The organism is Pseudoalteromonas sp. APC 3250 (genome assembly GCF_030407915.1).
GTDB classification, from domain to species: domain Bacteria; phylum Pseudomonadota; class Gammaproteobacteria; order Enterobacterales; family Alteromonadaceae; genus Pseudoalteromonas; species Pseudoalteromonas tetraodonis.
In genome coordinates, this window is the sequence record NZ_JASDCM010000002.1 from 90,959 (window position 1) to 109,536 (window position 18,578).

Here is an 18,578-nt window from a genome sequence, read left to right on the forward strand (position 1 = left end):
CTGCTAATTTTACTGCCATGTCAAACCCTGCTAGCTGCTTTACCGTTTTTGATCAAAACGTCGATTCCCTTACTCTGCCTGAGCAGTTTACATTTCCATTTTATTATAAACCGCACCCTTTGGCCGTTGCCGCTGCACAGCAATTACAACAGCAATTAAAAAAGCTAGATAAGGCTATTTTAGATACGGATGATATTGATGCGGGTAAAATGTTTGGTGTGCTCGTCGTTCAAAATCAGGCGCAACAACTGGGGTTTATTAGCGCCTATTCGGGGCAAATAGCGGGCATAGATGAGCAATTGAATTTTGCACCTAATGTGGCACTTAAACACATAGACGATGCTGTATTTAGTCAGCAAAGCCAAATCATTAACGCCATTAATGCGCAAATTACGGCATTAGAAAACAGTGAAGATTATCAAGCCATTGAGCAGCAATTAGCTACAGCACGTAAAAATTATGAACAGCAACTTGTAGCCAAACAACAAGCCATGCAAGTGACCCGCAAACAGCGAAAAGAGCAACGCCAAACTGGCCAAGAGCAACTCAATGCCGATGACTTTGAACAGCTTAAAACAACCTTAGCTGGGCAGAGTATTGTTGAGAAAAAACAACTGCAGGCATTAAAGCAAGACTGGCAAACGCAAATTACAGCGCTTGAGCAAACCCAAGCAGCTATGCTGGGTGAAATTAACGGATTAAAAAAGCGCCGCAAAACACTCTCAAAAAACCTACAAAAGAAATTATTTGCTCAATACCAATTTTTAAATGCACACGGTGAAGTGACCGATCTGAATGCTATTTTTGCCAAACTTCCTGAGCACACGCCGCCTTCGGGAGCGGGGGATTGCGCCGCCCCTAAATTATTACAATATGCATACAAGCACCATTTAAAACCAGTGGCTATGGCCGAATTTTGGTGGGGTGCACCGCCTAAATCAGCAATTAGGCATCACTTACATTATTACCCATCGTGTTATAGCAAATGCCAACCCATTTTAGGTCATATGCTAAAAGGCTTAAATGTTGAAGAAAATCCATTACTAACAAACCCTGCAAAAGGAAAAAACTTAACTATTGTTTATCAAGACGATGATTTACTGGTAATAAACAAACCCGCTGAATTTTTATCGGTGCCAGGGATTAATATTGATGACTCAGTGTACATGCGTATTAAAACTCAGTTCCCCGCGGCTTCTGGCCCACTTATTGTGCACCGGTTAGATATGTCGACCTCAGGGCTGTTAATTATTGCGCTTAATAAGCGCGCGCATAAAGCGCTGCAAAAACAGTTTATTGAACGCACAATTGAAAAGCGTTACGTTGCTTTAGTGGCGGGCAATATCACTGAGAATAGCGGAGTGATTGATTTACCCCTTGTGCTCGACTTTGATGATAAACCACGCCAAATGGTGTGTTATAAAACCGGTAAACCGTCGTTAACAACATGGCATGTACTGGAGCGCAAAAACAACACCACCCGACTGCAGTTATACCCTAAAACAGGGCGCACACATCAGTTACGGGTGCATTGCGCTCATCAATTAGGTTTAAATACCCCGATAGTTGGCGATACTCATTATGGTGAAGAGGCAGAGCGCTTACATTTACATGCCGAGTATTTAGCCTTCACCCACCCTATTTCTCATCAACGTTTAGAATTTGAAGTAGCCGCTGATTTTTAAATCAGCGATACTAAAACTCCTCTCTGTTTTAAAAAGCCTTGCCATTTTTTTATATTGCAAAGTCGGTAACCTTTACCGTTGCAATATAGAAAAATTTACCTGCATTATGCAAAGCTTCTACTTATAAACAATAAATAGCTATATATTTCAATGCATTAAAAGTTGGCATTAGCTTTGCTTTTATGAAAACAAGTATTTATTACAGTCCACTTTATTTGATTAAAAGCGCCAATAAGCGCTTTTGATGACACACAGTAAATGGGTAACTAACCGTTTACTGTGTACAACAGAACTTCCTACACTCCCTGTGTACTTTATTGGTTATAGGCTAACGCTTATAACCATTTTTTTTGCCTTTATTATTTAATCGTAAATTTTACGTCTTGATCGCGTAATAAATAAAGCGCAAAACACGCAGCCCACATCGGCCATGCCGCAAAAAACAGTAAATTATTAAAGCCATCAATGTATTGATTATATGAAGAAAGCGTAGATAAACCATGCATTATAAAAATAGCACCGTAAGTAATACGTTTTTTAATACCGACCAAAAATGCTATTACTAGCAATAATTGCAGTGCACCTAAAATATAAGCAATAGTATCGGTAGAGCCACTGATCCCATAAAAGTGTTCAAAAATTCGGGCGCTATGCCCCGGATTTACAAATTTATCTAGCGTCCACATTACCATCACTATAAACACCCCACACCGAAGCGATAATAAAGACCACTGCAAACGATTTTGTACATCAGTATTCATTGAACCTGTCATAAAATTTCCTTAAAAAAGATATAAATAAACTAATAAGCAATAAAGACCGTACAAACTCCCTTTTATTTCATAATAATTGTAAATAGCTGTTAAGCTTGTTTAATAAATCGATTAACAAAGCAGCTATTTTTAATATTTTAATAAATAACAATATTGTTAAATTGCTGAAAGTTATTTTTAAGCCTTTCGGTCTTTTATAACCATCAACATACAATTACAGAGAGAAAACGTTTGAAATATTCATCCTTGGCCGTATCTATAGCCGCTTTATTAAATACACCCGCTATTGCTTTTGCTACAACAAAGCCTGTAACAGAAAATGCCATAGAGCGTATTGAAGTAGCGGGCCAAAGTTTAAATTCTCAAGGACTTTCTGTTAAAGATGCAACCATAAATGGCCCCTTTGGCGATAATTTAGCACTGCAAGATATAGCACGTTCAGTCACGCCTATTTCAAAAGAGCTAATAGAACAACTTAACATTACCACCTTGCAAGATGTACTTGCTGTGAGCCCTAATACGTATGCCGCCAGTGGCTTTGGTGCACCAAGCTTACCCACTATTCGTGGCCAATTAGGTGAGCTTTTTCAAGATGGAACTCGTCGCCAAGCAGGTAATAACGGCTTTGGTGTGCCGTTATCATTTAACGCGGTAGAACAAATAGATGTAGTTAAAGGCGCTCCTCCAGTATTGTTTGGTTCAAGCCAGCGCAATGGTGGTTTTGTAAATTTACACTCTAAGCAAGCCTCCACTGAAGAACACAAAGGTAAAGCGAAGCTCTCTGCGGGTCGTTGGGATCAATACACCGCTCAGCTTGATTACACCGCACCGATTGTAAAAGACAAAATTGGTTTTCGTGTGAGTTATGAACACCTTGATCATGGAAGCTACTACGATTACTCAGGGACTAAAAGTGACAGTCTTTTTGCAGCACTGCGAGTATTGCCTGATGATAAAAGCAGCTGGGATATTAACTTTGAGCTATATCAGGTTGAGTTTACCGACAACGCCGGTATTAACCGCCCTACTCAAGCACTCATCGACCATGGTCTTTACATTACCGGCCAAGGCGTTCAAGCAAACGGCAGCACAGTACCCGCAGCGGGTTCAATTGTATCTCCTACAGGGTTAGTTAACATTGATCGCAGCACCGTACTTACCGACCCTGATAACCAAAACGAAGCCACTACTTACCTACTACACAGTATTTATAAGCGCGAGCTTTCAGATAAAGCGTCGCTTAAAAATATTAGTTATTTTCAGCACTTAAAACGTGATGAAGTGGCTCAAAACAGTTTTGTTGAAATTATAGATGGTGCCGATACCGCACAAAACCGCACTGAACTAACGTATCAATGGAATAATGAACAGCAAACTATCTTAGCCTTTGATGTACGCTACAACAAAGTACTTGGCTACAGCCAATTTACCACCGAGGCCGACACGCCAATTGATTTAACGGGTCCACTTTCAAACCGTCGTATTCCATTAACCGATGCGCAAAAAGCACGCTTAGTTGAGCTGCGCCCCGGTGTATTTGTATCTCCAGGTGGTCAATACGATATAAACGGTGATGGCAGTGGTGATTTTAACTTATCAGACACCACCGACTCGCGTTCTTGGCAAACTGGCTTTGCTATACAACAAGACTCACAGTGGACAAATAAACTGCGTACCAGTGTGGGTTACCGCCTTGATTATTATGATGTAGAAGCACACGATCCCATAGCGCCACAAGGACAAACAGCAGCCAGTGATAGCATTAACGACACGCTGCAATCTGGCCAAATCAGTTTTAATTACAAGCTCAATACTGATTTTACAAGTTACGGCGCAGCAAGTTACAACGAAGCGACTTCAAATAGTATGGCCGGTGGTAACACCTTAGGTGGTGACAACACGATTAGTGCGCAAAACTTTGCAACCGAAAACACGCTGGTAGAATTTGGCTTAAAATATGCGCCTACTAACAGCGATTGGTATGCTGATGCCGCCCTATTTAGCCAGCGCCGTAGTTTACGCAACCGCGATGGCAGCAATACCGGTATTCGTACCTCAGGTTTTGAAGGCCAAGTATTTTACGACGCTTACCCATATTGGTTAAGTGCAGGTTATAGCTATATTGACGCGCGCTATGATAACTCTGCGACTGGCCAAGACTCGGCGCAAATTGCTGATGCGTTTGATAACTCACGCCCAGATATTATTGCCGGTAATGGTATAGGCGCGCCAAGTTATACAGCGTTTGCCCCTTCAAATAGCCAAGTACAAGGTATTCCTGAGCAATCGTTAAGCGTTAATGGTAGTTATTCAATTAATGAGAAATGGCAGGCAGGTTTTTCAGCTTTATATGCAAAGAGTTACCCGCTAGATTTTTTACAAACAGTGAAAATTCGTGACCAATACACGCTAAACGTCAATACCAGCTACGCGTTTACGCCTAGCACTAAGTTGCGATTAGATGTGAACAACGTCACAAATCAAGATAACTGGCGTCCAGTGTTTGAAGGCGGCTATTTTGGCGCAACATTAGCATTCCCTGAATTACCAATAAACGCCAAGCTTACCCTAACGCATAACTTTTAAGCCCAAGAGATAATATGATTAAAAAACTATTGTTAGTATTGATTGCAGCAGCCGGTATTGGCATGTTCTTTCATTTTAATTTGCACCAGTTGCTTACACTCGATGGCTTAAAAGGGTCGATGGATCAGTTTAACCAATACAAAGCGCAATCGCCGTTGTTAGTTATTGGCGGGTTCTTTTTACTCTATGTGGTAGTAACGGCTCTCTCTTTACCTGGCGCAGCTATTTTAACATTGGCCGCAGGCGCATTATTTGGCTTAGTAGAAGGCTTACTGGTGGCGTCGTTTGCCTCAACGATTGGTGCTACCCTTGCCTTTTTAGTGTCACGCTATTTATTACGCGACACCATTAAAAAACGGTTTCCTGAGCGTCTAGCTGCTATCGATAAAGGCGTAGATAAAGAAGGCGCTTTTTACCTTTTTACTTTGCGTTTAGTGCCGGTATTTCCGTTCTTTTTAATTAACCTATTAATGGGCTTAACCGCTATTAAGTCGTGGACTTTTTATTGGGTGAGCCAAATTGGTATGTTGGCAGGCACCTTTGTGTTTGTGAATGCCGGTACTCAACTTGCACAAATTGAGCGTTTATCGGGCATTTTGTCACTAGGTTTAATTCTGTCATTTGCTCTATTAGGTGTATTCCCACTGATTGCGAAAGCGATTTTAAATGTGTTTAAAAAGCGACGAGTTTATAAAAATTACACTAAACCTAAAAAATTCGACCGTAACATGATTGTTATTGGCGCGGGTGCAGGCGGCTTAGTTACCAGCTATATTGCCGCCGCAGTAAAAGCCAAAGTCACTTTAATTGAAGCCGGCGAAATGGGTGGTGACTGCTTAAACACTGGCTGTGTGCCTAGTAAAGCGATTATTAAAAGTGCAAAAATAGCACAGCAAATGCGCCATGGTGAAAACTATGGCCTTGAAAACACTACACCGCATTTTTCCTTTAAAAAAATAATGGCACGTGTACATCAAGTCATTGCTGATATAGCCCCGCACGACAGCGTAGAGCGCTACACAAATTTAGGTGTGGAGGTTTTAAAAGGCTATGGAAAATTGATTGACCCGTGGACAGTAGAAATTAAACTTAACGATGGCAGCACGCAAACTCTTACCGCTCGCACACTTGTTATTGCCACAGGTGCTCGCCCGTTTGTACCGCCACTGCCAGGTATTGAAGAAACCGGTTACGTTACCAGCGATACTTTATGGAGCAAATTTGCCGAGCTCGACGAAGCGCCCAAAAAACTTGTTGTTTTAGGTGGGGGCCCGATTGGTTGTGAGCTTGCACAAAGCTTTGCCCGTTTAGGCTCAAGTGTGACGCAAGTTGAAATGACTCAGCGCGTTATGATCAAAGAAGATGTTGAAGTGTCAGCTTTTGCACACCAATCACTGGCCGATAGTGGCGTTAATATTTTAACCTCACACCAAGCGCTGCGCTGTGAAGCACGCGAGGGTAAAAAGTACCTCGTGGTGAAACACAACGACACCGAAATTGATATTGAATATGATGAGCTACTGTGTGCGGTTGGCCGAAGCGCACGCCTCAAAGGCTATGGCCTTGAAGAGCTTGGTATAGAAACTAATCGCACCATAGTAACTAACGACTACTTAGAAACACTCTACCCTAATATTTTTGCCGCAGGCGATATTGTAGGCCCGTACCAGTTTACTCACGTTGCGGCTCATCAGGGGTGGTACACGGCGGTTAATGGCTTATTTGGCCACTTTAAAAAGTTTAAAGTAGATTACCGTGTGATTCCATGGACCACCTTCATTGATCCAGAAGTCGCGCGCGTAGGCCTAAACGAGCAAGAAGCAATTGATAAAGGCATAGACTATGAAATCACCCGCTTTGAGTTTGAAGAGTTAGACCGCGCCATTACTGAGAGCGCCAATAATGGCTTTATTAAGGTGATCACCCCTAAAGGAAAAGACAAAATACTCGGAGTTACTGTGGTTTCTGAGCATGCAGGCGATTTAATTGCTGAATTTGTTTTAGCCATGAAACACGGCCTTGGCCTTAATAAAATTCTAGGCACAATTCACAGCTACCCAACATGGGCAGAAGGCAACAAATATGCCGCTGGTGAATGGAAGCGTAACCATGCTCCACAAACTGTTTTAAACATGCTTGAAAAATACCATGCATGGCGCCGAGGTTAAGCCTTTGTATACGTTATTGAAGTTTTTAGTTTTAAGTGCACTACTGGTCACGGCGTTTAAAAGTAGTGCACAAAACCTGCACGATAGTTGGAACACGCTATTAACTAAACATGTTGTCGCTATTAATCATGGGCACAGCACTGAGGTTGATTACGCTGCAATTAAACACGAGCATACCCAATTAAAAGCATATTTAAATACGTTAACAGCCATCACACCAGGTGAATTTAACACGTGGGGTAAACACAAACAGTTGGCGTTTTTAATTAATGCCTATAATGCCTTTACCGTTGAACTAATATTAACGCAGTACCCTAATATTGAATCAATCAAAGAGTTAGGTAGCTTTTTTAGTTCACCGTGGAGCAAAGAGTTTATTTCGCTGCTAGGTAAAACACGCAGCCTTGATGATATAGAGCATGAATTAATTCGTGGTAGTGGTAAATACAACGACCCGCGTATTCACTTTGCAGTAAACTGCGCCAGTATTGGTTGCCCTGTACTTCGTGAAGAAGCCTACTCGGCAGATAAACTAGAAGAGCAATTACACCAGCAAACTGTTCGTTTTTTGTCAGACAACACCCGCAACATGGCAACAGGCAATACTTTAAATGTATCGTCTATTTTTAAATGGTACGGCGGTGATTTTGAACAAGGCTTTAAAGGAGCAAACACATTACACCCGTTTTTAGCACAATACGCTGATGCATTAAAACTGCTACCCGCTCAACAAGAAGCGCTGCAAAATAATGACATGAAAATTAAATTTTTAGATTACAACTGGAATTTAAATGCACGTCGTTAAGCCAATACAAATACTCAGCCGATATTGTTTTTTGAGTATTGCTTTGTGCATTGTTTTAATTGCTAGCTTTAAAACCATGGCAGCCTCTTTTTCTGATACTCGCTGGCAAACTATCCAAAGCCAAGGTAAAAACCAACCCGTTTATTTTTATGCGTGGGGCGGCGATCCGCAAATAAATGCCTACATTCAATGGGTGGCTGAGCAGGTCAAAGCGCAATATGATATTGAATTAGTGCATGTAAAATTAAGCGATACCAGCGAAGCAGTAAGCCGAGTATTAGCAGAAAAATCAGCCAATAATCACGTTCAAGGCAGTGTCGATTTAATTTGGATCAATGGCGCTAACTTTGCCGCTATGAGTAAGCATGACTTGCTGCTTAAAGACTGGGCCCAGACGCTGCCAAATTTTGCATTAACCGATCCTAATAATAACCCCGCGGTAAACTTTGATTTTGGTTTGCCTACAAACGGGATGGAAGCGCCTTGGGGGCAAGCGTCGCTCACTTTTTATTACGACAGCCTAGCAATAGATGGCAGCACAACGAATCAATTACCCACCACCCTACATCAGTTATTAACTTGGAGCGCGCAAAACCCTGGGCGTTTTAGTTACCCAAAGCCGCCTGATTTTTTAGGCATGAGCTTTTTAAAATACGCTTTAGTGGTACTACATAACAACAGCGATGATGAATTAAAAGCACAGCTAAACCAGCCAGCTACAGATAAAAACACCACTGAGGTGCTCAACCCTTTGTGGGTATTTTTAAATAAATTACACCCTACGCTTTGGCGCAGCGGCAAACATTTTATGCAAAGTGGCGCACAAATGCGCCGCTTAATTGACGATACTGAGCTTAGTATCGGGTTTACCTTTTCAGCGCCAGAAGTGCCCGCTGCAGTACAACGCTTTGATTTACCCACCAGCACCCGCAGTTATGCTATGCATGATGGCAGTTTAAGTAACACCCACTTTGTAGCAATACCGTATAATGCAAGCCATGCACAAGGCGCACAGTTAGTCGCTAATTTTTTATTAAGCCCTCAAGCGCAAGCTCATAAACAAAAGCCCACTATTTGGGGCGATAAAACCGTGTTGATCCAATCAATGCTAAATACCCAGCAACAAGCCTTATTTAAAACCACACAACCGCACCCAAGTGCGCTGCCCTTTAATAGCATAAAACGCACACTCAGTGAGCCTCACCCAAGTTGGGTTAATGCCATAATGCAAGGTTGGCAAACGCGCTATGGGGTAAGTCAATGAATAAAGTACCCACTTTAAATAGCCTATTTACCTTTTTGGTCAAAATAAGTCCTTACTGTTTGGTTGCATTGCTTACTTTACCCGTTTTAGGGGGGGTAATCGGCGTGCTTTTACCTGCCTTTGGTTGGGCGCCGGCACTCAATGAAACAAATATTGGCTTAGCAGGATTTAACGCATTATGGCAAACACCTGGATTGACACACATGGTAGAGCTGAGCATACGAACAGGGCTTATTAGTACCTTAATCGCGTTTATGCTGATGATCATTATGCTTGGCGCGTTTTTTAATAGTGCGTGGCTTAAACGCATTGAATATATTTTAAGTCCAATATTGGTTATTCCGCATGCCGCTGCGGCGATTGCGGTGAGTTTTTTAATTACGCCATCGGGGTTATTTACTCGTTTATTTTCTCCATGGTTAACTGGCTGGCAATTAGCGCCAGAAGGCGCGTTACCTTACGACGCTTTTGGCTGGAGCATTATTATTGGGCTTGTGCTTAAAGAGTTACCTTTTTTACTACTGATTGCATTGGGTGTTTTGGCGCAACCCGAACTTGGCAAAAAGCTACGCAAACAGCATCAAATTGCGGTTAATTTAGGTTATTACCCTATGGTGGCGTTTTTTAAAGTGGTGCTACCCAGTTTATACCCACTGTTACGTTTACCTATTTTTGCAGTACTTGCTTATGCCAGCGCCAGCGTTGAAATGCCACTCATTCTTGGCCCAAATACCCCTCCCACTTTAGCCGTTGCTATAATGCACTGGTTTAACGATTTAGATTTAAACCTGCGAATAAAAGCCTCGGCGGGTGCCCTGTTACAATTAGCGGTCACTGTTGGACTACTCTTAACGTGGCTATTGCTTGAAAAAATCATTGCTCTAGTTTTTAAGCAATCACTTATTAATGGCCGCCGCCAGTATGCACATCAATTGATCTGCACATTTACTCATGTTTTCACGAGTCTAATTTTAATTTTTATTGTTGCTGCGCTAATTGGGTTAGTGATGTGGTCAATAGCGGGCTATTGGCGTTTTCCGGATACCGTGCCCTCAAGCGTGGTATTTCTGCATTTTCAACATGCATTTACACAAATACATACTCCCTTGTTTAATACCTTAATAATAGGGGTAATAAGTACGCTGTTTGCTATCACTATGGTATTGCTGTGCTTAGAAGCCGAGCAGTTAAACACGAAACCCATGTCGAAATGGACACAGTTAATTATTTATCTTCCTTTATTAGTGCCCAGTATTGCGTTTTTATTTGGTATTGTGTGGTTACAACAACTGCTCAATAGCCAGCATGCCTTTTTTAATGTGATATTTGTGCACGTTTTATTTGTTTTACCGTATGTTTTTTTATCTATTGCCGATAGTTACAGGCGTTTAGACCCTCGATTAGCGCGCGTTGCCGCAAGCTTGGGGGCAAGTCCCTGCAAGGTGTTTTTACAGGTTAAATTGCCACAACTATTCGCCCCTATTTTAATCGCGATAGCGCTTGGACTGGCGATTAGTTTTGGCCAATATTTATCTACACTTTTAGCCAGTGGCGGGCGTATAAGTACCATTACCACCGAAGCCGTAACCCTTGCTAATGGCGCAAGCAGACGCACCAGTGCAGTTTACGCCATTTTACAAATGGCATTACCGTTAATTGGTTTTGGTGTGGCATGGGTGTTACCTAAATACTTTTTTAAAGCGCGCGCTTAACTATAAAACCATTAAGGCTATTTAATGCAGTCATCATTACACATCAAAGATTGTCAGCTTTACCGTCAAGGCGAGCTGTTACTAAGCTTAAACGAGCAAGTAAATGGCGGCGAAATACTCACCATTATGGGGCCATCGGGCAGTGGCAAGTCAAGCTTATTAAATTGGCTTACAGGCTGTTTGCCCAAAGACTTTAGGGCACAAGGCGAAGTATGGCTAAATGATCAAAATATAGATAACACCCCCCCGCATTTACGCCATATTGGGGTGCTCTACCAAGACGCTTTATTGTTTTCGCATTTAACAGTGGCAGGAAATATTGCCTTTGCTATGCCCAAAGGCAATAAAAAGCAGCGTCTTGAAAAAATAGACCACGCCCTAGAACAAGTTGGCTTAACAGGATTGGCAGCCCGCCATCCCGACAGTCTATCTGGTGGGCAGCAAGCGCGTGTTGCACTGCTACGCATGTTGCTCAGCGAACCTAAAGCTATTTTACTCGACGAGGCTTTTAGTAAACTCGACACCCAATTGCGTGTTGATACCCGCGAACTGGTGTTTAGTCAAATACGCGAGCATAAATTGCCTGCCATTATGGTTACGCACGACCACAGTGACGCGGAGGCAACAGCTGGCAAAGTGATTACTTTAGGCACTGATGCTTAAAACCTGACTCATATTCAAGGCAATACGTATGTTAGATAAATTTGTTACCCCCATTATAAAGCCACTACTAACACCGGTTGTTATGCTCATTAATAAAAGCGGCATTACAGCTAATCAACTCACTGTTTTTGGTTTTTTAGTGGGTATGTTTGCCGTGCCTTTACTTGCCTTTGAAATGTGGTATGGCGCATTAATCGCCATTGCGTTGAATAGAATTTTAGATGGACTGGATGGCGCATTAGCCCGCTATGCTAATCAAAGTTCTAGCGCGGGTGGGTTTTTAGATATTACTCTCGACTTTTTATTTTACGCAGCGATTCCACTGGGCTTTATTTTGGCTAATCCAGCACAAAATGCCATTGCAGGTGCTATTTTACTGGCTACTTTTATAGGTACCGGTTCCAGCTTTTTGGCCTTTGCGATTGCCGCTGAAAAATTTAAACTCGACAAACCACAATTTAAATATAAAAGTTTTTACTACTTAAATGGCTTAACCGAAGGCACAGAAACCATTGCCTTATTTGTTGCCTTTTGTGTTTGGCCGCAGCACTTTGCCATAATGGCCAGCTTATTTGCTGCAGCTTGCGCCATAACGATTTTCACCCGTATTTATGGCGGTTATCACACATTAAAACAACAAGAAGCTAATATCAGTAAAACGGAGGCTATCAATGGATAACGAATTATGGTGGCGGCTTGGATGTTTTATAAGTATTTTAGTCATAATGATGCTGCTTGAGTGGCAAGCCCCTGCACGGCAATCACCCATAAAAGCCACTAAACGTTGGGTTGCGAATTTTGGTCTTGTATTTACCTCTTCAGTGATTGCTCGGTTAGCGGTTCCTTTAGGGTTAACCGCCGCCGCGCTTTATAACCAAGAACATAGTATCGGTGTGTTTAATCAACTAACTATGCCTCTTTCAGTAGCAATTATACTTAGCCTGCTGTTGCTAGATGTACTGATTTATTGGCAACACAGGTTATTTCATAAAATTCCAGTTTTATGGCGTTTACACCGTGTTCACCATGCTGATGCGCACGTAGATACAAGCACTGGGCTGCGCTTTCACCCTATTGAAATAGGTATTAGCATATTGATAAAGCTTGCCGCCATAACTGCTCTTGGCGTGCCCGCCATTGCAGTACTTATATTTGAAATAACACTCAATGGGTTAGCACTGTTTAACCACGCAAATATTCGCTTGCCAAACGCAATAGAAAAACCACTGCGCCTCATCCTTATCACCCAAGCGCTGCACCGCATACATCACAGCCAAAACCCCGAAGAAACAAACAGTAACTTTGGGTTTAGTGTAACTTGGTGGGATAGACTTTTTGGCAGCTATAAATCACAGGCAAGCCAGCATGATAAACGTATTGCACTTGGTTTGAGCCAATACCCAAACCCCGAACAAAATTCATCCTTGTGGCAATTGTTAATAATGCCATTTAAAAAATAGCAATACGGCTAATGAAAACGCCCATGTACACCTTTTAAACCTTTATTTATAACATTACTTGGGCGTTTAACCGTTCCTGTTAACAAAAACACCCTGTTAAAAGTAAATCAATTGTAAATTATTTAAACAAATTCTTGACCCAGTTAAAAATCCCCCATATTATTTGTAAGCGCTTACATTTATCACACATAAAAATGTAAGCGCTTACAAAAATGAAAAATCAACAAATACACTATATTCTGACAATAATCAGTTGAACGGGGTTCAGTTATGAACATTGAAACAACACGCATTACTCGCCTTTTGGCTGCTATCTCATTAGCAACTTTGGCTGGCTGTGGCGGCGATGCTGCAACAACATCCAATTTTGAAAAAGTAGATCCTGCCCAGCCAGTTTCAGATTGGCAAATGGTTTGGAGTGATGAATTTGATGGCACAAGCATTGATACAAACAAGTGGAACTTTGAATTAAACTGCGCTGGTGGTGGTAACAACGAAAAACAATGTTACACCGACAGTGAAGAAAACGCCTTTATAAAAGACGGTGTACTAAACATAGTCGCCTTACCTGCTGAAGAAGGCGCAGAAAAACCATACACATCAGCCCGTTTAAACACCCGTTACAACGCTGATTTTACTTATGGTCGCTTTGAAATGCGTGCAAAGTTGCCTTCTGGTCAAGGTAGCTGGCCAGCTTTTTGGATGATGCCAACTGATGAAGAATATGGTACTTGGCCGCGCTCTGGCGAAATTGATATTTTAGAAGCGGTAAATTTAAAAACAGTTGCTGAAGATGGCACCGTTGAAGCTAATATTCATGGCACACTTCATTATGGTCGCGAATGGCCAAATAACTCAAGTTCAGGTAAAGCGTATACATTCCCTGAAGGGATGAATCCTGCAGACGATTTTCATACTTACGCGATTGAATGGCAAGAAGGCGAAATTCGCTGGTACGTAGATGGCTATTTATACGCCACACAACGTCGTTCTGAAGTTCGTTACAATTCAAAAGATGAACCTGTTGGCTTAAAGCATAAAGGTTGGTTTGCTGAATACTTTGAACAAGGTAGCGGCGAGCTAACAACGCATTGGGATACAGCACCATTTGATAAAGACTTTTACCTTATTTTAAACAATGCCGTTGGTGGTGATTGGCCTGAAAACGTAAATAACTTAGGCGTTGACGCTGCAGCATTTGCAGAAGGTCAAAGCTTTGAGATTGATTACGTTCGTGTTTATGAATGTGCCTCTAACCCAACCACAGGTAAAGGCTGTGAAACAGTCCGCCCAGGTTACGATAGCCTAGAAGATGCACTCGTTGAAGGTAAAGCCCCTGTACCTACTCCACCAAGTGATGGTGTTGCAAGAAACCTTGATATATTTAATGGCACATTAAACGAAAACTGGATCGCTTGGGATTGTTGTGGCGGAACCACACCAGAAACCATTACCGATGCTGACAAAGGCGACGTAATTAAGTTTAACATTAACGATAATAACGGGACTGTGCTTGGTTTTTCTACCCGTGGCGGTCATTTCCCTGATGGCTTTGCAGGGTCATCGTCGCCATTTGACGCTTCTTTATTGCTTGATTTAAATGGCCGTGTATCATTTGATATGAAAGTAGTAACACCTCCAACATCTTCAACTACTTGGTTATTAAAAGCCGAAGCGGGTGATGGTGGTCCTAATACAGGCGATGTAGCCCTTAGCGATAGTACTGAAGGCGTAACACCGGTTACAGGCCAATGGCAAACCTATACATTCCCGCTTTCTTTACTACAAGAAAGAGGTTTAGATTTAAGTGCCATTGATGTTTTAATGGTATTCCCAGCATGGCAAACAGGTGAAGGCGCAGAATACTTAATTACCAATGTGGCTATTGAAGGCGACTTACCAAAAGTCGACCTTTTTAGTGATGAACAAAACCTAAATTGGCCAATGTGGGATTGCTGCGGTGGCTCAACGCCAGTTGAGGTAGTAGATGATGAAGAGCACGGTTTAACTGCTGAGTTTACTATTGGCGCAACAGCAACAGTAATGGGCTTTAATAGCCGCACAGCTGCAGGCGGAAGCGGTGAAGCATTCGATGCTACTTCAATATTAGAAAACGGTGTAATAGCGTTTGAGTTAAAGGTGATTTCAAAACCAAATAATCTTGATTCAGTTTGGACTTTCAAAGTGGAGTCTGATAACGGTAGCTCAGCTGTCGAAATTCCACTAACTGACAGCATTGAAGGTATAGAACCTACTGTTGGTGAATGGCAAACATATACCTTTACCCTTGCTGATTTAGCGGGTGCAGGTTTAGATGTTAGTGCGTTAGATGTAGTGATGATTTTCCCAGCTTGGGACACAGGTGAAGGCGCCGTTTATCGTGTAGATAACGCTTTCATTAGCGTTCCATAATTAAAAGTCACTTAATGGTAGGTGCATATATGCACCTACTTATCGTAAAATTTAGTTAAAAGCAGAGCAATTATGAACACATTTAATTTTAAAAAAAGCCAATTAGCGGCTTCTGTGTCACTTATCATCACTGCAAGCACGCTTAACTTCGCTTATGCTGCGCAAGAAAATACTGCCGAACCTGAACTAGAAGTTATTGAAGTAAAAGGTATTCGTGGTTCATTAATCCGCTCTATGGATATGAAACGCGATGCATCTGGGGTAGTCGATGCTATTTCTGCTGAAGAAATGGGTAAATTCCCCGATACTAACTTAGCAGAGTCACTACAGCGTATTACGGGTGTATCGGTGAGTCGTGCAAACGGTGAAGGTAGCCAAATTACAGTGCGTGGTTTTGGCCCATCATTTAACTTGGTAACACTTAATGGTCGCCAAATGCCTGGAACGGGTAACTCTCGTTCGTATAATCTTGAAAACATTGCCTCAGAAGGTGTCAGTGCCTTAGAAGTATTTAAGACTGCCCGTGCTGATGTGCCGAGTGGTGGCTTAGGTGCAACGGTTAACATTTCAACAACTCGACCTTTACAAAGACCTGGCCAGCACTTTTCAGCAACGGCTAAAGCCATTCATGACTCATCAAATGAAGCGGGGAGCGATGTAACACCCGAAGTATCAGCTATTTACAGCAATACCTTTGGTGATGAAATGTTTGGTATTGGTTTTTCTTTTTCGCATCAAGAACGTGACTTTCAAAAGCAAAGCGCCAATATTCAAGGCTGGCAAGCTAATGTCGACTTACCTACTCTTGCAGAAGGTGATTTTATTGATCCACGCCCAGTAGATGCTGAAGGAAATCGTGTAGGTAATCACTTTTTTGCAAAAGATATGAACTACGCAATTGAAGATTTACAACGCGAGAGAACCAATGGGCAAGTCACACTACAATTTGCACCTACAGATAATTTTGTAGCTACCCTTGATTACACAGCAAGTGAGGCTACAACAGGCTCAGAAACTCTCGGCTGGGGTATTTGGAACGACTTTGGTAGTAACATCAACGGCTACGAGTTAGATGAAAATGGCACAGCAATTTATGCAGATATAAGTGGTAACGATGCGTCATTTACCTCGAGTAAAAACACCACTGAAGTTAAAGCTCGTTCTATCGGCTTAAATTTAGATTGGCAAATTAATGAAACATGGCAAGTTGAGCTTGACTACCATGACTCTAAAAACGAAACGGATAACGGCTCAGACAAAGGTCTTGGTAGTGATGGGCAAGTTATTTTAGGTTCTGATCAGCTTGTAAATAAAATTTATGATTATCGCACTGGCGAAATTCCACATGCGCAAGTTAATTGGAAAAACGGTACCAGCGTATTAAGCCCTGGTGAAATTGATTCAAACTTTAGCCAGTTTATTCACTCACCGGGAGAATCCAATATTGAGCAACTTCAATTACATACAACATGGATAAACGATAGTTTTGACATTGGTTTAATTGAAGTTAAGTTTGGTGGTTCGCGTACAGAGCAAAATACTGGTGGTTATGAAGCATGGAGTGGCTTAGTTGGCGGCCCTGGTTTTAACCCTTCTTACACCGAGATATTCCCTGATGGCATGTTTACCCTTAATGACACTTCAGGACTATTAGACCAATTTGCCGGTGGTGGTAACGATTTACAACCTAACTATTACTATAGCTTTGATTTTGATGAAGCCGTAGCAAGACAAATGGCATACCTTACAGCTGATGTAACTGGTGGCGATGCCTATGCACCTAATGCCTACCTTGATGGTATTGACAGTCAAAGCGCTGTTGAAGAAATTACCAACAGTATCTATGTTCAATCGCGTTGGGAGTTTGAAATTAGCAATTACTACATAAAAGTAAATGCAGGTCTACGCTATGAAGAAACCGATGTAAGTAGCTCTGTTCGTCAACGAGTAGAGCAACAAGTAAATTGGATCAGTGCTTCAGAGTGGATCACTCAATATGAAGCTGGCGGCGATGACAACTTCTTAGTTCAAGAAGGCAGTTACGATATTTTACTACCATCAATAGACCTAAGTGTTGACGTAACTGATGACTTAATTGCTCGCGTATCATGGGGTAAAACTATGTCGCGCGCTCCATTAGGTGATTTAGCTGGTGGTCGTAACCTAACAGGCAGCCCAAAACCGGGGTCACGAGTAGGTAGCCAAGGTAATACAGGATTATTGCCGTTTGAATCAACAAACCTTGATTTATCATTAGAGTATTACTACGCAGAGGGCAGTTATGCATCTATAGGTTACTTTAAAAAGGACGTTGATAACTTTATTCAAACCACCATTACTCCAACCACCATTGAAGGCTTACATGATATTTTAAATGGCCCACGCTATTTACAAGCGGTTAGTGATATTGAAGCTCGTGGTGATCAAGCAACAACCGATGCTATTTTTGCGCAAATGCTTGCAAATGGTGATGGCAATGCCAACGGACAAATTGAACCAAATAGTAATGATCCACTTATTACTTGGAACATTAGCCAACCACAAAATACCGATAGCAAATCAGTCGATGGTTTTGAAGTGGCAGTACAGCACTTAATTGGCGAGACAGGTTTTGGTGTCGGTGTAAATGCAACGTTTGTTGACGGCGATGTTGAATTTGATACAGACAGCCTAGACCAACAAGCTCCATTAACCGGCTTAAGTGATTCAGCTAATTTCCAAGCGTTTTACGAAAAAGAAGGTTTATCTGTAAAAGTTACTTATGCTTGGCGTGATGCATATTTAATTGGTGTAGGGCAAGCGCAAGGTTCTGCTGATGCACCACCACAATATGCTAAATCATATGGCCAATGGGATATGAGCGTAAATTATGACGTTAATGAAAATGTGACGGTATTCTTTGAAGGTATTAACCTTAATAATGAAACCGAGCAAGGCTATGGCCGTTACGAAGAGCAATTCTTATTTGCTCGCCAGTATGGTCCACGCTACGCAATTGGCGCACGCTATACCTTTTAATAAACCTAAGTAATTAAACAGTCCAGCCGCTC

Annotated in this window: 12 protein-coding genes; 11 read left to right on the top strand and 1 reads right to left on the bottom strand. The window is 41.9% G+C overall.

Annotation, left to right across the window (positions count from 1 at the left end):
• Nucleotides 1-17 precede the first annotated feature (17 nt).
• Nucleotides 18-1,685: a pseudouridine synthase gene (locus QL986_RS02860; RefSeq protein ID WP_290191230.1), complete on the top strand. Its 1,668-nt coding sequence runs from the start codon at nucleotides 18-20 to the stop codon at nucleotides 1,683-1,685.
• A 359-nt stretch (nucleotides 1,686-2,044) separates the two neighbouring features.
• On the opposite strand, the gene QL986_RS02865 is transcribed toward QL986_RS02860, so the two are convergent.
• Entirely contained in the window at nucleotides 2,045-2,458 is a 414-nt protein-coding gene (locus tag QL986_RS02865; protein ID WP_013463037.1) for a hypothetical protein, read from the bottom strand.
• Between the two features lie 231 nt (nucleotides 2,459-2,689).
• Here QL986_RS02865 and QL986_RS02870 point away from each other — a divergent pair, with 231 nt between their 5' ends.
• From QL986_RS02870 to QL986_RS02915, 10 genes are all read left to right on the top strand, one after another.
• A complete protein-coding gene (locus QL986_RS02870) occupies nucleotides 2,690-5,044 on the top strand; it encodes a TonB-dependent receptor (RefSeq protein ID WP_290191135.1) in 2,355 nt (784 codons plus the stop codon).
• 14 nt (nucleotides 5,045-5,058) lie between these two features.
• Nucleotides 5,059-7,212 carry a bifunctional TVP38/TMEM64 family protein/FAD-dependent oxidoreductase gene (locus QL986_RS02875; protein ID WP_290191136.1) on the top strand — a complete coding sequence of 718 codons (2,154 nt, stop codon included), beginning with the start codon at nucleotides 5,059-5,061 and terminating at the stop codon, nucleotides 7,210-7,212.
• Nucleotides 7,193-8,017 (top strand): DUF547 domain-containing protein, encoded by an 825-nt coding sequence (locus QL986_RS02880; RefSeq protein WP_290191137.1) that lies wholly within the window; start codon nucleotides 7,193-7,195, stop codon nucleotides 8,015-8,017. The genes QL986_RS02875 and QL986_RS02880 overlap by 20 nt, the downstream gene beginning before the upstream one ends.
• Nucleotides 8,004-9,281: an ABC transporter substrate-binding protein gene (locus tag QL986_RS02885; RefSeq protein WP_290191138.1), complete on the top strand. Its 1,278-nt coding sequence runs from the start codon at nucleotides 8,004-8,006 to the stop codon at nucleotides 9,279-9,281. Before QL986_RS02880 ends, QL986_RS02885 begins: the two co-directional genes overlap by 14 nt.
• On the top strand, nucleotides 9,278-10,993 hold the full coding sequence (locus tag QL986_RS02890; protein WP_290191139.1) for an ABC transporter permease subunit: 1,716 nt from the start codon (nucleotides 9,278-9,280) through the stop codon (nucleotides 10,991-10,993). The genes QL986_RS02885 and QL986_RS02890 overlap by 4 nt, the downstream gene beginning before the upstream one ends.
• A gap of 24 nt (nucleotides 10,994-11,017) precedes the next feature.
• The gene (locus tag QL986_RS02895) at nucleotides 11,018-11,656 is read left to right on the top strand and encodes an ATP-binding cassette domain-containing protein (protein ID WP_033103274.1); all 639 of its coding nucleotides are present in this window, start codon (nucleotides 11,018-11,020) and stop codon (nucleotides 11,654-11,656) included.
• Nucleotides 11,657-11,684: 28 nt separating this feature from the next.
• A complete protein-coding gene (locus tag QL986_RS02900; protein ID WP_290191140.1) occupies nucleotides 11,685-12,335 on the top strand; it encodes a CDP-alcohol phosphatidyltransferase family protein in 651 nt (216 codons plus the stop codon).
• The gene (locus tag QL986_RS02905) at nucleotides 12,328-13,116 is read left to right on the top strand and encodes a sterol desaturase family protein (protein WP_290191141.1); all 789 of its coding nucleotides are present in this window, start codon (nucleotides 12,328-12,330) and stop codon (nucleotides 13,114-13,116) included. Before QL986_RS02900 ends, QL986_RS02905 begins: the two co-directional genes overlap by 8 nt.
• A 270-nt stretch (nucleotides 13,117-13,386) precedes the next feature.
• Nucleotides 13,387-15,528 carry a glycoside hydrolase family 16 protein gene (locus QL986_RS02910; protein WP_290191142.1) on the top strand — a complete coding sequence of 714 codons (2,142 nt, stop codon included), beginning with the start codon at nucleotides 13,387-13,389 and terminating at the stop codon, nucleotides 15,526-15,528.
• A gap of 72 nt (nucleotides 15,529-15,600) precedes the next feature.
• Nucleotides 15,601-18,546 carry a TonB-dependent receptor gene (locus QL986_RS02915; RefSeq protein WP_290191143.1) on the top strand — a complete coding sequence of 982 codons (2,946 nt, stop codon included), beginning with the start codon at nucleotides 15,601-15,603 and terminating at the stop codon, nucleotides 18,544-18,546.
• Nucleotides 18,547-18,578: the final 32 nt, after the last annotated feature.